This window comes from Streptomyces sp. NBC_00012 (assembly GCF_045040875.1).
Lineage (GTDB): Bacteria > Actinomycetota > Actinomycetes > Streptomycetales > Streptomycetaceae > Streptomyces.
The window spans coordinates 5,438,203-5,452,283 of the sequence record NZ_CP108309.1; the positions used below are offsets into that span (position 1 = coordinate 5,438,203).

14 protein-coding genes and 1 other RNA gene are annotated in these 14,081 nt (G+C 71.1%); 12 read left to right on the forward strand and 3 right to left on the reverse strand.

All coding sequences use genetic code 11. The features are described from left to right. Positions 1 to 183 precede the first annotated feature (183 nt). The 3 genes from OHA19_RS25000 (at position 184) to OHA19_RS25010 (ending at position 4,009) form a co-directional block, all read left to right on the forward strand. A complete protein-coding gene (locus OHA19_RS25000) occupies positions 184 to 1,422 on the forward strand; it encodes a serine/threonine-protein kinase (RefSeq protein ID WP_405713188.1) in 1,239 nt (412 codons plus the stop codon). 117 nt (positions 1,423 to 1,539) lie between these two features. Further along, a complete protein-coding gene (gene prfB / locus OHA19_RS25005; RefSeq protein WP_405713186.1) occupies positions 1,540 to 2,646 on the forward strand; it encodes a peptide chain release factor 2 in 1,107 nt (368 codons plus the stop codon). 379 nt (positions 2,647 to 3,025) lie between these two features. Further along, positions 3,026 to 4,009 (forward strand): hypothetical protein, encoded by a 984-nt coding sequence (locus OHA19_RS25010; protein WP_405751676.1) that lies wholly within the window; start codon positions 3,026 to 3,028, stop codon positions 4,007 to 4,009. A 112-nt stretch (positions 4,010 to 4,121) separates the two neighbouring features. Here the strand turns inward: OHA19_RS25010 and OHA19_RS25015 are convergent, their stop codons facing one another. After that, positions 4,122 to 4,322 (reverse strand): hypothetical protein, encoded by a 201-nt coding sequence (locus OHA19_RS25015; RefSeq protein WP_385200973.1) that lies wholly within the window; start codon positions 4,320 to 4,322, stop codon positions 4,122 to 4,124. A gap of 269 nt (positions 4,323 to 4,591) precedes the next feature. On the opposite strand from OHA19_RS25015, the gene ftsE reads away from it, so the two are divergent. The 5 genes from ftsE to ssrA all read left to right on the forward strand — a co-directional run bounded on the left by ftsE (position 4,592) and on the right by ssrA (position 8,462). Continuing rightward, positions 4,592 to 5,281 carry a cell division ATP-binding protein FtsE gene (gene ftsE / locus OHA19_RS25020; protein ID WP_124723233.1) on the forward strand — a complete coding sequence of 230 codons (690 nt, stop codon included), beginning with the start codon at positions 4,592 to 4,594 and terminating at the stop codon, positions 5,279 to 5,281. A gap of 23 nt (positions 5,282 to 5,304) precedes the next feature. Continuing rightward, on the forward strand, positions 5,305 to 6,222 hold the full coding sequence (ftsX, locus tag OHA19_RS25025) for a permease-like cell division protein FtsX (RefSeq protein ID WP_405713180.1): 918 nt from the start codon (positions 5,305 to 5,307) through the stop codon (positions 6,220 to 6,222). A gap of 67 nt (positions 6,223 to 6,289) precedes the next feature. Beyond that, a complete protein-coding gene (locus tag OHA19_RS25030; RefSeq protein ID WP_405713178.1) occupies positions 6,290 to 7,477 on the forward strand; it encodes a S41 family peptidase in 1,188 nt (395 codons plus the stop codon). Between the two features lie 18 nt (positions 7,478 to 7,495). Next, positions 7,496 to 7,984: an SsrA-binding protein SmpB gene (smpB, locus tag OHA19_RS25035; RefSeq protein ID WP_124723236.1), complete on the forward strand. Its 489-nt coding sequence runs from the start codon at positions 7,496 to 7,498 to the stop codon at positions 7,982 to 7,984. Positions 7,985 to 8,092: 108 nt separating this feature from the next. Further along, positions 8,093 to 8,462: a transfer-messenger RNA gene (ssrA, locus tag OHA19_RS25040) on the forward strand. Between the two features lie 60 nt (positions 8,463 to 8,522). Here the strand turns inward: ssrA and OHA19_RS25045 are convergent. Further along, positions 8,523 to 9,803, reverse strand: a complete 1,281-nt coding sequence (locus OHA19_RS25045; RefSeq protein WP_405751679.1) for an MFS transporter — start codon at positions 9,801 to 9,803, stop codon at positions 8,523 to 8,525. Between the two features lie 82 nt (positions 9,804 to 9,885). On the opposite strand from OHA19_RS25045, the gene OHA19_RS25050 reads away from it, so the two are divergent. From OHA19_RS25050 to OHA19_RS25065, 4 genes are all read left to right on the forward strand, one after another. Continuing rightward, entirely contained in the window at positions 9,886 to 10,896 is a 1,011-nt protein-coding gene (locus OHA19_RS25050; RefSeq protein WP_405713174.1) for a LysR family transcriptional regulator, read from the forward strand. A 240-nt stretch (positions 10,897 to 11,136) separates the two neighbouring features. Further along, the gene (locus OHA19_RS25055) at positions 11,137 to 12,276 is read left to right on the forward strand and encodes a uroporphyrinogen-III synthase (protein WP_405721513.1); all 1,140 of its coding nucleotides are present in this window, start codon (positions 11,137 to 11,139) and stop codon (positions 12,274 to 12,276) included. A 79-nt stretch (positions 12,277 to 12,355) separates the two neighbouring features. Then, the gene (locus tag OHA19_RS25060; protein WP_405751682.1) at positions 12,356 to 12,736 is read left to right on the forward strand and encodes a DUF4259 domain-containing protein; all 381 of its coding nucleotides are present in this window, start codon (positions 12,356 to 12,358) and stop codon (positions 12,734 to 12,736) included. 97 nt (positions 12,737 to 12,833) lie between these two features. Further along, positions 12,834 to 13,397, forward strand: a complete 564-nt coding sequence (locus tag OHA19_RS25065) for a GNAT family N-acetyltransferase (RefSeq protein ID WP_405713170.1) — start codon at positions 12,834 to 12,836, stop codon at positions 13,395 to 13,397. Here OHA19_RS25065 and OHA19_RS25070 read toward each other — a convergent pair. Then, entirely contained in the window at positions 13,387 to 13,974 is a 588-nt protein-coding gene (locus OHA19_RS25070; RefSeq protein WP_405713168.1) for a GNAT family N-acetyltransferase, read from the reverse strand. The genes OHA19_RS25065 and OHA19_RS25070 overlap by 11 nt on opposite strands. Positions 13,975 to 14,081: the final 107 nt, after the last annotated feature.

Consider the following 14,081-nt stretch of genomic DNA (forward strand, 5'->3'; position numbering starts at 1 on the left):
GAGTGGCCGCAACACCATCAACTCTGTAGCTATATCGACTTCCGCGGGCCAGTTTCCACCGCATATCGCCCGCGGAAGTGAAGGTTGGCACCATCCCGGGCACTCAACCCCCCGGCCGACGCGTAACTTTGTCGACCGGGGGTCATGAGCGACGGTCCATCGCCAGCCGCTGAGGGAGCAGTCTTGGCACGGAATATCGGCAGCCGGTACACCGCACACCAGATCCTGGGGCGCGGCAGCGCCGGCACAGTCTGGCTCGGCGAAGGGCCCGAGGGCCCGGTGGCCATCAAGCTGCTCCGCGAGGACCTCGCGTCCGACCAGGAACTCGTCGGCCGCTTCGTCCAGGAGCGCACCGCCCTGCTCGGGCTCGACCATCCGCACGTCGTCGCCGTCCGCGACCTCGTGGTGGACGGCAACGACCTGGCACTGGTCATGGACCTGGTACGCGGCACCGACCTGCGCACCCGCCTGGACCGCGAACGCCGTCTCGCGCCCGAGGCCGCCGTGGCGATCATCGCGGACGTCGCCGACGGCCTCGCCGCCGCACACGCGGCCGGCATCGTCCACCGCGACGTCAAGCCGGAGAACATCCTGCTCGACATGGAGGGCCCGCTCGGCCCCGGCGGCTCGCACCCCGCGCTGCTCACCGACTTCGGTGTGGCCAAGCTGATCGACACCCCGCGCCGCACCAAAGCCACCAAGATCATCGGTACGCCGGACTACCTGGCGCCCGAGATAGTCGAGGGGCTGCCGCCGCGCGCAGCGGTCGACATCTACGCCCTCGCCACGGTCCTGTACGAACTCCTCGCCGGCTTCACGCCCTTCGGCGGCGGACATCCCGGCGCCGTGCTGCGCCGCCACGTCACCGAGACGGTCGTCCCTCTCCCCGGCATCCCCGACGAGCTCTGGCAGCTGCTGGTCCAGTGCCTGGCCAAGGCCCCCGCCTCCCGGCTGCGCGCCTCCGAGCTCGCGGCCCGGCTGCGCGAGCAGCTCCCGCACCTGACCGGCATCCCGCCGCTCGACGTGGACGAGCCGGACACCGAGCCGGAACCCCAGACGTACGACGAGCAGCAGTACACCCCCGCCCCCGAGGAACCCCGCCGCCGCGGCGCGGTCCCGCTGGTCCCCGGCTCGTCCGCCGACTCCAACCGCGACACCCACACGAGCATGCGCGTCCCGGCCCCCGACGAACTCTCCGGCGGCCCCCGGGGCACCGCCCGGGCCCCCCGCTCCCCGGGCACGCCCCGCCCCGGCTCCGCCCGCAACAAGTCCGCGGCCGTCCGCAAGCGCCGCCTCACCCTGGGTGCCGCGGCCCTGGTGCTGCTCGCGGCGCTGGGCGTGGGCGGCTGGCTGGCGCTGAGCGACGACGACGCGGCCGCACCCGCACAGGAGACGGGGACCTCGGCGCCGGGCACGCCCTGACCGGAGGGCTCCGTGAGGCGGTTCGGGGCGGCCCCCGGAGGCGCTCGGCACCCGGTCGCGGAGTCCTGATCATGCGGCCCGAGGATTGTCCGTGCCGACAGCCGTTACGCTGGACCCGTGGCAGTCGTCGATATTTCCGAAGAGCTGAAGTCCCTCTCCTCGACCATGGGGTCGATCGAGGCCGTCCTGGACCTGGATGCGCTGAGGGCGGACATCGCCGCGCTCGAGGAGCAGGCGGCCGCGCCTTCCCTCTGGGACGACCCCGAGGCGGCGCAGAAGATCACCAGCAAGCTTTCGCACCTCCAGGCCGAGGTCCGCAAGACCGAGGCCCTCCGCGGCCGTATCGACGATCTTGAGGTTCTCTTCGAGCTCGCCGAGGACGAGGGCGATGCCGACACCCTCGCCGAGGCCGAGAGGGAGCTGGAGTCCGTCAGGAAGGCGCTCGACGAGATGGAGGTCCGTACCCTCCTCTCCGGCGAGTACGACTCCCGTGAGGCGCTGGTCAACATCCGTGCCGAGGCCGGTGGCGTCGACGCCGCCGACTTCGCCGAGAAGCTCCAGCGCATGTACATCCGCTGGGCAGAGCGGCACGGCTACAAGACCGAGGTCTACGAGACGTCGTACGCGGAAGAGGCCGGCATCAAGTCGACCACCTTCGCCGTCCAGGTCCCGTACGCCTACGGCACGCTCTCCGTCGAGCAGGGCACCCACCGGCTCGTCCGGATCTCGCCCTTCGACAACCAGGGCCGCCGCCAGACGTCCTTCGCGGGCGTCGAGGTGCTGCCGGTGGTCGAGCAGACCGACCACATCGAGATCGACGAGTCCGAGCTCCGCGTCGACGTGTACCGCTCCTCCGGTCCCGGTGGCCAGGGCGTCAACACGACCGACTCCGCGGTGCGCCTGACCCACCTCCCGACCGGCATCGTCGTCTCCTGCCAGAACGAGCGCTCGCAGATCCAGAACAAGGCGTCCGCGATGAACGTCCTCCAGGCGAAGCTCCTCGAACGCCGACGCCAGGAGGAGCAGGCCAAGATGGACGCCCTCAAGGGCGACGGCGGCAACTCCTGGGGCAACCAGATGCGGTCGTACGTCCTGCACCCGTACCAGATGGTCAAGGACCTGCGTACGGAGTTCGAGATCGGCAACCCGGAAGCGGTCTTCAACGGCGAGATCGACGGCTTCCTGGAGGCGGGCATCCGCTGGCGCAAGCAGCGGGAGAAGTAGGAACGGCAAGCGTTCACGGCGGTGCCGGAAACCCCACGGGGTCTCCGGCACCGCCGTTTTCGTCGGCCGCACGGGGTCGCGCCCGAAGGGGAGTTGGGGCTCCGGGTTGCGCGGGTGCTGTGGCGAGTGCGTCACAGTCGTGACTCCGAATGAAGGCCAACTACGCATGAAGCGGTGCATATTGCACGGAACGGCCTTGACGTAGTCCTTAACTGTGGACAGGGTGCTAGGGCAGCATGCGTATGTCTGGGACGGGTGTGAACGGGGGCGGGCGGCATGACCACGACTCTGAGTGGCGCCGTTCGGAGCGAACCCCGCAGAGCCGGGGCCCGCATATGGCTGCTCCACTGACGAGATCAGCTACTGGGGGTAGCAGCACATGACGAAGAAGACGCGAGTCCGCGTCGCGCGGATCGCCGCGGGTGCGGTCATCGCCGCTGGCGCCTCGCTCACCGCCGCTGGTGCGGCCTCGGCGGTCGGTATCGGCGTCGACCTCGGCGGCATCTCCGCGAAGGCGGAGGCCGACGAGGGCGGCCTGGGTATCGACGCCGACATCAAGGGCCCGCAGGGCGACTCCGACGGCGGTCCGGGCGCTGTCGACGAGGGTCAGACGTCCAGCACCGGAACGTCGGGCACGGAGGGTTCTTCCGGCACCGAGGGCACGTCGGGCAACTCCGGCACCGAGGGCACGTCCGGTAACTCGGGTAACTCGGGTACGTCCGGTAACTCCGGCACCGAGGGCACGTCCGGTAACTCGGGTAACTCGGGTACGTCCGGTAACTCCGGCACCGAGGGCACGTCCGGTAACTCGGGCACGGAGGGGTCTTCGGGTAACTCGGGTAACTCGGGTACGTCGGGTAACTCCGGCACCGAGGGTTCTTCCGGTAACTCGGGTAACTCGGGTACGTCCGGTAACTCCGGCACCGAGGGCACGTCCGGTAGCTCGGGTAACTCGGGTAACTCGGGTACGTCGGGTAACTCCGGCACCGAGGGTTCTTCCGGTAACTCGGGTAACTCGGGTACGTCCGGTAACTCCGGCACCGAGGGCACGTCCGGCAACTCGGGTACGTCGGGCACCTCCGGGAGCGGCTCGTCCGGTACCACCGGTAACGCCTCCACCGGCTCGGCCACCGGTGGCGACGACGCCTGCACCGTCGACCTCGACGGCGCGAACTGCGCGGACAACACCACTCCCGACTCCGCCGGCAACCAGCCGGTCGAGCAGGGCAAGGGCAAGGACGAGCTCGCCGAGACCGGTGCCGCCGAGACCACGTTCCTGCTGGTCGGCGCCGCGACGATGATCGCCGGAGGCATCGGCTTCCGGATCATGCCGCGCCTGATGAGCGGCCGTACGGTCGCCTAAGGGCCACCCGCGGTAACAGACAGGCACAGAGGGGCCCGGGACGCCGATCGGCATCCCGGGCCCCTCCACGTACACGCCCCGGCGCCTACGGGCGACCGGGTGGAGCGCGCGGCTACACGCTCTGGTGCGCCAGCAGCGCCAGCGCGCCCAGCAGCACCACCAGCAGGGCCACCAGCATCGCCGGGTTCAGCCCGGCGAACATTCCCTGCTCCTGTTCCTGCTGCAGCCGCGCACGGCTTGCCCGGCACACGGGGCAACGGCCCTCGTTGACGGGCGCCGCGCAGTTCGCGCACACCAGTCGGTCATAGGTCATGCGCTTTCCTCCTCCCGCGCGGCGGAGCCGCATTCGCCTTCTCTCCGCACAACGCTCATGGAAACGCAACCGTTCCCCCTACCACTGTGCCAGCTCGCGCGGATTTCGGCGCGGCCCGCCGGACATCACCCGATCCGTCGTGCTTCGGACCCGCTTTCGGCCGGTATCGTTCCGCCATAAAACGCCCATCGCCGGACGCGCGCCTGCACGCCTCAGTCCGGGTCGCGTATGGTCACGCACACCTACTCCCGGCCGACCGTGGTGCATCCGTGATCCGATTCGACAACGTCTCCAAGACCTACCCGAAGCAGAGCCGTCCCGCTCTACGGGATGTGTCTCTCGATATCGAGAAGGGCGAGTTCGTCTTCCTGGTGGGCTCATCCGGCTCCGGCAAGTCCACCTTCATGCGACTCATCCTCCGCGAGGAGCGCGCCAGCCAGGGCATGGTCCACGTCCTGGGCAAGGACCTCGCGCGCCTGTCCAACTGGAAGGTGCCGCACATGCGCCGCCAGCTGGGCACCGTGTTCCAGGACTTCAGGCTCCTGCCCAACAAGACCGTTGCGGAGAACGTGGCGTTCGCGCAGGAGGTCATCGGCAAGCCGCGCGGAGAGATCCGCAAGGCGGTGCCCCAGGTTCTCGACCTGGTCGGCCTCGGCGGCAAGGAGGACCGGATGCCCGGTGAGCTCTCCGGTGGTGAGCAGCAGCGCGTGGCGATCGCGCGGGCGTTCGTGAACCGCCCCATGCTGCTGATCGCGGACGAGCCGACCGGCAACCTCGACCCCCAGACCTCCGTCGGCATCATGAAGCTGCTGGACCGGATCAACCGGACCGGCACCACCGTGATCATGGCGACCCACGACCAGAACATCGTCGACCAGATGCGCAAGCGCGTCATCGAGCTGGAGCAGGGCCGTCTCGTACGCGACCAGGCCCGCGGCGTCTACGGCTACCAGCACTGAGCATCGAGCACTGAAAGGACGCCATGCGCGCCCAGTTCGTCCTGTCGGAGATCGGCGTCGGCCTCCGTCGCAACCTCACGATGACCTTCGCCGTCGTCGTCTCCGTCGCCCTCTCGCTCGCCCTGTTCGGCGGCGCGCTGCTCATGCGCGAGCAGGTCAGCACGATGAAGGACTACTGGTACGACAAGGTCAACGTCTCGATCTTCCTCTGCAGCAAGAGCGATGTGACCTCGACGCCCAAGTGCGCCAAGGGTGCCGTCACCAAGGAGCAGCGGGAGCAGATCGAGGGCGACCTCAAGAAGATGGACGCCGTCCAGACGGTCACGCACGAGTCGGCCGACGAGGCGTTCGATCACTACCAGGACCAGTTCGGCGACTCGCCCATGGCGAGCAACATCACGCCGGACCAGATGCAGGAGTCGTTCCGGGTCAAGCTCCACGACCCGAAGAAGTACAAGGTCGTCGCCACCGCCTTCGCCGGCCGTGACGGGGTGCAGTCCGTCCAGGACCAGAGAAGCATCCTGGACAACCTCTTCCAGCTGATGAACGGCATGAACGTGGCCGCCCTCTTCGTGATGGCGCTGATGCTGGTCATCGCGCTGATGCTGATCGTGAACACCGTCCGGGTATCCGCGTTCAGCCGACGGCGCGAGACAGGCATCATGCGGCTCGTCGGGGCCTCCGGCTTCTACATCCAGATGCCGTTCATCATGGAGGCCGCGTTCGCCGGTCTCATCGGCGGCGTCCTGGCCTGCGTGATGCTGCTGGCGGGCCGGTACTTCCTGATCGACGGCGGCCTCGCGCTCCAGAGCAAGCTGAATCTGATCGACTTCATCGGCTGGGACGCGGTCTTCACCAAGCTGCCCCTGGTCCTGGCAATCGGCCTGCTGATGCCCGCTGTTGCCGCGCTCTTCGCGCTCCGCAAGTACCTCAAGGTGTGACGAGCGCCCCCTCGGCGCGCGGTCAACCGGCCGTGCGCCGAGGGGGCGTTGTCCTAGACTCGGCGACATGTCGGGCCCCACGCAGTGTTTCGGGCCCCGCGGCGTGCGCCGCGGGGCGGCTCTGACATTGGTTTTCGCGGGCGTGCTGGCCACCGCGGCGGCCACCGGCTCGTTGCCGCGCGGCAGCGCGAAGTCCGAGGCACTGGAGACCAGTTCCGTCGCCTCCACCGTCGACCGCGACGAGGTGGCCGACGCCGCCGCGCGGGCCGTGGCCGACGGCGAGTCCGGCAAGGAGGCGGCCGAGGAGGTCGTCAGCCGCAGCGGCGACCGCTGGGGCGCGGTGTACGACGAGCGGCAGTACGAGGAGTTCGAGCAGGCCCTGGACGGCTCGTACACCGGCGTCGGGATCGCCGCGAAGCGCTCCGCCGAAGGGCAGGTCGAGGTGGCCCGGGTGCATCCCGGCGGCCCCGCCGACCGGGCCGGCATCCGGCCCGGCGACCTGCTCCGTACGATCGACGGCCACCGGGTCGACAAGCGCCCCGTCGCCGAGGTCGTCGCCCTGCTGCGCGGAGACCGTACGGAGGCGGCCGCGGGCTCCGCCGTCGTCCTGGGCATCGGGCGCGGTGCCCGCCTGCGGACCGAGACGCTGCACAGGGCCAGGCTCACCACCGAGGCGGTGACCGTGCGACGTATCGGACCGCCCCGTTCCGCCTCTTCCGGGGCCGTGATGATCGAGGTCGACTCGTTCACCAGGGGCTCGGGCGCCAAGGTCCGTGACGCGGTCCGGGACGCGCCGTCGGACGCCGGAGTGCTCCTGGACCTCCGCGGCAACCCCGGCGGCCTGGTCACCGAGGCCGTCACCGCAGCCTCCGCCTTCCTGGACGGCGGCCTGGTCGCCACGTATGACGTCCACGGCGAGCAGCGCGCCCTGTACGCGCAGCCGGGCGGCGACACCGACCGCCCCCTCGTCGTCCTGGTCGACGGCGGCACGATGAGCGCCGCCGAACTCCTCACCGGCGCACTCCAGGACCGGGGCCGCGCAGTCACCGTCGGCTCGCGGACCTTCGGAAAGGGTTCGGTCCAGATGCCGAGCAAGCTCCCGGGTGGTTCGGTGGCCGAGTTGACCGTGGGCCACTACCGCACCCCGGCGGGGCGCAGCGTCGACGAACGCGGCATCACTCCGGACCTCGCGGTCGGCTCGAAGGCCGAGCAGCGGGCCGAGACAGTATTGAGTGGCCTCGGGGGTGGGTCGTAGTGCGAAAATGGCCGCACTATGGCTAAGGAAAAGGACACAGGGCGCAAGCTCATCGCGCAGAACAAGAAGGCGCGGCACGACTACCACATCCTCGACACCTACGAGTGCGGCCTCGTGCTCATGGGCACCGAGGTCAAGTCGCTGCGGCTGGGCCGGGCCTCCCTGGTGGACGGCTTCGTCCAGATCGACCGGGGCGAGGCATGGCTGCACAACATCCATGTGCCCGAGTACGTGCAGGGGACCTGGACCAACCACTCGGCCAAGCGGAAGCGCAAGCTGCTGATGCACCGGGCCGAGATCGACAAGCTGGAGTCGAAGTCGGGCGAGACGGGCCACACGATCGTGCCGCTCGCGCTGTACTTCAAGGACGGCCGGGTCAAGGTCGAGATCGCGCTCGCCAAGGGCAAGAAGGAGTACGACAAGCGCCAGACCCTCCGCGAGAAGCAGGACACGAGGGAGACCAACCGCGCGATCTCGGCGGCGCGCAGGCGTCAGCGGAGCGCCTAGCACCCGGCTGTGCCGGGCGGCGACAGGAATAGGCTGGCATCGTCGCGCGTTGGTCACGTACGATGGCACTGCACCTCACAGCAGGTGCACGCATTGAAAACAAAACATGGGGATGATCGGTTTCGACAGCGGATGTCGAAGCAGGGGAAGCGTGTCGAGGAAGCGGCAATGATCTCGTAAACCATATGTCGCAACCAATAATCGCCAACACCAAGCGCGATTCCTTCGCCCTCGCTGCCTAAGTAGCGACTTGCGAAGTGTCAGCCCGGGGGTGATCCCGACCCGGATCCTGGCATCATCAAGGGATCTAAACTTCTAGACCCGGTCACGGGGCCTGGAAGGAAATCAAACAGTGGCTGAGCCCGTCGGAGACTTGTTCGCGTGATCTCCGGGGCTGAGAAAAGCGCAGCGAACTGCACACGGAGAAGCCCTGATTCTGCACCGTTGGACGCGGGTTCGATTCCCGCCATCTCCACAATTCCCATGTGAACGAGGACCCCGTCGCCCACCGGCGACGGGGTCCTCGTTCTTGTGCCGGTCACCGCCCCCGGGGAGCCCGGACCCCGATGGTTGCCACGGTCAGTGCCAGGCCGGCCGCGCAGACCGGTACGGCGTAGCCCGTCGTCTGCCCCGTGTGCTCGACCATCCAGCCGCCGGCCGCCGAACCCGCGGCGATGCCGCCCAGCAGGGCGGTCACGGCCAGCGTCATGCCCTCGTTCAACTGGCTCTCCGGGGTGAGGCGCTGCACCAGCGTCATGCCGGTGACCATGGTCGGTGCCGTCGCGGCGCCGGCCAGCAGCAGTGCGCCGGCGAGGGCGAGCAGCGAGCCGGTCGAGGCGGCGGCGAGCAGCGGCAGGGACATCAGGGCCGTCATTCCGGCCAGGCAGATCAGCAGCCGGCGCCGGATGTCCGTGGCGGGGCGCAGCGATCCGTACAGCAGTCCGGCCGCACCGGAGCCGGCTGCCTGGAGTGCCAGGATCGCGCCCCCGGCGTGGGCGATCGTGAAGACCTCCATAGAGCCGAAGACCGCGCCGGTGGCGAGGAAGGCGGCGAGCAGCGCCGGCATGCCCCGGGTGCGGAGTGGGGAGCCCGCGTGGGTGCGGGGGGCCACCGGCGGTTCGGTGGCGCGCTGGGCGGCGAAGATCAGCACGCCGGTCATCAGCAGGATCGCCCCGACGAGCGTTCCGGCCTCCGGGAAGAGCGCCGCGCACAGCAGCGCGGCCAGGGCCGGGCCGAGCATGAAGCAGAGTTCGTCGGCGGCCTGTTCGAAGGAGTTCGCGGTGTGCAGGGCGGCCGGGTCGCCCCGGTGCAGATGGGCCCAGCGGGCCCGGGACATCCCGCCGGTGTTGGGGGTGGTGGCGGTCGCGGCGTAGGAGGCGAAGAGGGTCCAGGCCGGGGCGCCGTAGTGCACGCAGAGCAGCAGGGCGAGCGAGCCGAGCGCGGCGATCGCGGTGGCGGGCACCGCGACCCTGGCCTGCCCGTAGCGGTCGACGAGCCGGGCCGTCCAGGGGGCGACCACCGCCGTGGCGGCGAGGCCGGTCGCGGTGACGGCTCCGGCCAGGGCGTACGAGCCGCGGGACCCGGCGATCATGATGACCGCGCTGACGCTGAACATGCCCATGGGCAGCCGCGCGATGAGGTTGCCCGCGGTGAAGGCGCGGGCGCCCGGGGTGGCGAGCAGCCTGCGGTACGGGTTGGTGGACGCCCGCCGGGCGGGGGCGGTGCGCCGGGCGATGACCAGCAGGTCACCGGAGACGGCGAGCAGGGGACCGGTGGCGGGGGCACTCTCGGCGGTGGCGGGGTTTCTCTCGTACGGCATGGAGCAAGCGTCGGGGCGGGTGGCCGCCGGGGTCCAACACCTTCTCCGCACCGATTCACGCATCTGTGTTGTAAATTCTGGTGTGGCCTCCTCAGCTGACGATACGAGCATCCGGGCGCGTACCGCCCACGTCCATACCGACCCCCGGCTGCTCCGCGCCTTCGTCGTGGTGGCCGAGGAGCTGCACTTCACCCGCGCCGCCGCCCGCCTCTACATCGCCCAGCAGGCGCTGAGCCGCGACATCCGCCGGCTGGAACGCGAACTGGGCGCGGAACTGTTCGTGCGGACCACCCGGCAGGTCGCCCTCACCGCCGAGGGCGAGCGGCTGTTGCCGTACGCGCGGCGGGTGCTGGAGGCGCACGCCGATCTCGCCGCCGCCTTCGCCGACCCGGCGGCCCGGCCGCTCTTCGTCGACCTCAACACCGACGGCATGGCGGCCGCCCGGGTGCTCGCCCGCGCCCGCGAACTGGCCCCCGACTGCGAGCTCATGGCCCGGTTCGAGAGTGGTCTGACCTGGGCCGCGGACGAGATCCTCGCCGGGCGGCTCGATGTCTCCTTCGGCCGCGCCGCCGGACTCGACCCCTCGGTGCGAGCCCGGCTGGACGTGCAGCCGGTGCGGTACGAGCCGATGGCCGTACTGCTCCCGGACGACCACCCGCTCGCCGCGCGCGATGCCGTCGCGCTCGGCGACCTGGCCGGTGAGACCGTCTACGCGGGCGCCGGGAACCCGCGCACGAAGGAGTGGACGGAGTTCGCCCGGTTGCTCTTCGCCGAGCGGGGCATCGAACTGGCGCCGCCCGCCCCGCTCGCGATAGGAGTGGCCGAGTTCCAGCGGGTCATGGCCAAGTCCCGGCACCCGGTGCTCGCCGTCGTCGACTTCCCGCCGGTGCCGGGCACCGTGGTGCGCCCGCTGGTCGGGCCGGTGCCGCTCTCGCCGCTCCTGCTGGTCTGGCGCAAGGGGCTGCGCCACCCCGGCCTCGACGCCCTGCGCGAGGCCGCGGCCCGGCTGGGCTCCGAGGAGGGCTGGCTGGTGCGCCCCGCCGACAGCTGGCTTCCCGGGCCCGACGAGGCCCTGATGTTGGGGTCCGGCTGAGCCCGCGCGTACGGGTTGTGGGCCTGTCCAGGCCGTCGGCCAGCGGCTCCCGTCCGGCTGAGCCCGCGCGTACGGGCTGCGTGCGGTATACCTTCGCCGGGCCGGGCACGGGCACGGCCGTTCGGTGCCAGGTGACGTAACGGGCGGGAAATACGGGTGAACCAGCCCCGTCACGCATCATTGGCAGGCTCGCCCCTCGGCATCATCGGGCAGCAGCGGGACGAGAGCCGGGAAGACCACATGCACGAGGACGAACAGCACGGGCCCCTCACGGGCTTCACCGTCGGCGTCACCGCCGCACGGCGCGCGGAGGAGTTCGGCGCGCTGCTGGAGCGCCGGGGCGCCACGGTCCTGCACGCGCCCGCCCTGCGGATCGTGCCGCTCGCGGACGACGGCGAACTCCTCGCCGCCACCCGGGGAATCGTCGATTCCGCCCCCGATGTGGTCGTCGCCACCACCGCGGTCGGCTTCCGCGGCTGGGTCGAGGCAGCCGGGGGCTGGGGCCTGGGCGAGCGGCTGCTGGAGGCCCTGGGCGGCGCCGAGCTGCTGGCCCGCGGCCCCAAGGTCAAGGGCGCCGTCCGGGCCGCCGGGCTGATTGAGACGTGGTCACCCGCCTCCGAGTCCATGGCCGAGGTACTGGACCGGCTCCTGGCCGAGGGCGTGGCGGACCGCCGCATCGCCCTCCAGCTGCACGGCGAACCCCTCCCCGGCTTCGTCGAGTCGCTGCGTGCCGCGGGCGCCGAGGTCCTCGCCGTACCCGTCTACCGCTGGACGGACCCCGAGGACATCGCCCCGCTCGACCGGCTGCTCGACACCACCCTGGCCCGCGGTGTGGACGCCCTCACCTTCACCAGCGCCCCGGCGGCCGTCTCGCTGCTCGGCCGGGCCGAGAGAAGCGGGCTGCTCCCGGAGCTCCTGGGCGCACTGCGCGACGACGTCCTCGTGGCCTGCGTCGGACCGGTCACCGCCCAGCCGCTCCAGGCCCGCGGCATCGGCACCGTCCAGCCGGAACGCTTCCGGATCGCCCCGCTCGTCCAGCTGCTCTGCCAGGAACTTCCCGCCAGGGCCCCGGCGTTGCCGGTCGCCGGGCGCCGGGTCGAGATCCGGGGCCATGCGGTGATCGTCGACGGGGAGCCGCGCCCGGCGTCGCCCGCGGGTATGGCGCTGCTGCACGCCCTGGCCCGCCGGCCGGGCTGGGTGGTCTCCCGCGCGGATCTGCTGCGCGCACTGCCCGGTGGCGGCACCGACGAGCACGCGGTGGAGACGGCCATGGCGCGGCTACGCACGGCACTGGGCACGCCCCGGCTCATCCAGACGGTCGTCAAGCGCGGCTACCGGCTGGCGCTGGACCCGGCGGAGGACGGTGGGGATCGCCGCTGAGCCCGCTGCCGGTGCTCCGTTGTCAGTGCCCCTTGGTAGAACGGGGGCGACAGGGGAAAGACCGGAGAAAGGGGGCCCCGTGGGTACCTGGGGCAGCGGGAATTTCGACAGCGACGCGGCTGCGGACCATCTGTCGGGCATCACCGGACGGCTCGTCTCGGAGATCGAGGAGGCGATGGCCGGTGACCCGGTCGGCCTGGAGCCCGACGAGTACGACGGCGTCGCCGTGCCGTGCAACGTCGAGCTGCTGTGCCTCATCGCGGAGCAGGGCCACGTCGGCGCGAGCGTGCCGGAGCCCGCGGTGGTCGCGGAGTGGAAGAAGACGTTCATGGACGTGTGGGAGCGGACCATCGACGGCCTGGAGCCCAAGCAGGGGTACAAGGAGGACAGACGCGCGGAGCTGATCCGCACCTTCGACCGGCTGGTGGCCCTGGGGGAGCAGGCGCACGCGGTGCGGTGAGGGGGGCGCGGGGCAGGTGCGGGCAGGCACTGGACCATGTACGGGCCGGGTGCGGGGCCGGGCGCGGGGCGGGATCGCACCGGGATAGCGTGCCGGGATGACCCAAGACTTCCACCGCCTCGACGCGGAGGTACGGCTCCGTCCCGTCACCCCGGCCGACGCCGCCTCCCTCGCCGTCTCGCTGACCCGCAGCCGCGCGTACATGCGGCCCTGGGAGCCCGTGCGGCCCGACTTCTTCTACACCGAGCAGGGTCAGCGGGAGCGGACGGCCGCGCTGCTCGCGGACCGCGACGCGGGGCGGGTGATGCCCTGGGTGCTCGCCGACGAGGAGGACCGCGCGATCGGCGCGTTCAACCTGAACGGCATCGTGCTCGGGCCGTTCCGCAGCGGGACGCTCGGTTACTGGGTCGACGTCGAGTACGCGGGCCGCGGTCTGGCCACGGCCGCCGTGGAGCGGATCTGCGAGCTGGCCAGGGACGAGCTGGGCCTGCACCGGGTCGAGGCGGGCACGGTGACGGACAACTTCGCCTCGCAGCGGGTGCTCACCAAGTGCGGCTTCGAGCAGTTCGGGATGGCCCCGCGCTTCCTCCACATCAACGGCGAATGGCGCGACCACTGCCTGTTCCAGCGGATCCTGCACGACGGTCCGCCTACGGGCTGACCGGCCGGCCGGGGGCGGACGGCCGCCGGACGCCCCCGGTGCGCAGCCGTGTGTGCCGGTGCCCGTCCAGCGGCCAGGGCGGCCGTGCCGGAAGCACCTCCACGAAGCCGTACCCGCTCTTCTCCGCGACCCGGCAGGACGCCTCGTTGTCCAGTCGGTGCAGCAGGTCCAGGCGCGTCAGCCCGTCCCCGGCGAACGTCTCGAACGCCCAGTCACCGAGCGCCCCGAGCGCCAGCGATGCGACCCCCCGGCCGCGGGCGGGCGCCGCCGTCCAGTAGCCGACCTCCGCGCTGCCGGAGCCCGGCGCGGGGTACTTGAGCGCCACATTGCCGACGGGTTCGCCCCCGCGATCGCGGTCCACCACCGCGAAGCTGAAGTAACTGCCGGATTCCCAGCCCTCCTGCCGTACCCGCAGCCACCGCTCCGCCTCCGCCTCGTCCGTGATCTGCGACCGCAGCATGGCGCGCATCGCGGGATCGCGGTACGCCTCGATCAGCGCCGGGATGTCCGAGGCCAGCCAGGGCCGGAGCAGGAGCGGGCCGGCCGAGAGGGCGGTGGTGACGAGATCGTCGCTCATCCGGACACCGTACGGGCCCGTGCACTGAGCCGCCGGACACCCGCTGCGGCCCCGTGTGCGACGGCCCATGGGGCACCAGGGGTTCCGGGCCGGCCCCGGGAGGGGCA

Coding starts and splice junctions, on each gene's coding strand:
- ftsX (WP_405713180.1), top strand. CDS start 5,305: ATGCGCGCCCAGTTCGTCCTGTCGGAGATCGGCGTCGGCCTCCGTCGC.
- OHA19_RS25030 (WP_405713178.1), top strand. CDS start 6,290: ATGTCGGGCCCCACGCAGTGTTTCGGGCCCCGCGGCGTGCGCCGCGGG.
- OHA19_RS25070 (WP_405713168.1), bottom strand. CDS start 13,974: ATGAGCGACGATCTCGTCACCACCGCCCTCTCGGCCGGCCCGCTCCTG.
- OHA19_RS25055 (WP_405721513.1), top strand. CDS start 11,137: ATGCACGAGGACGAACAGCACGGGCCCCTCACGGGCTTCACCGTCGGC.
- OHA19_RS25015 (WP_385200973.1), bottom strand. CDS start 4,322: ATGACCTATGACCGACTGGTGTGCGCGAACTGCGCGGCGCCCGTCAAC.
- smpB (WP_124723236.1), top strand. CDS start 7,496: ATGGCTAAGGAAAAGGACACAGGGCGCAAGCTCATCGCGCAGAACAAG.
- OHA19_RS25065 (WP_405713170.1), top strand. CDS start 12,834: ATGACCCAAGACTTCCACCGCCTCGACGCGGAGGTACGGCTCCGTCCC.
- OHA19_RS25010 (WP_405751676.1), top strand. CDS start 3,026: ATGACGAAGAAGACGCGAGTCCGCGTCGCGCGGATCGCCGCGGGTGCG.
- OHA19_RS25045 (WP_405751679.1), bottom strand. CDS start 9,803: ATGCCGTACGAGAGAAACCCCGCCACCGCCGAGAGTGCCCCCGCCACC.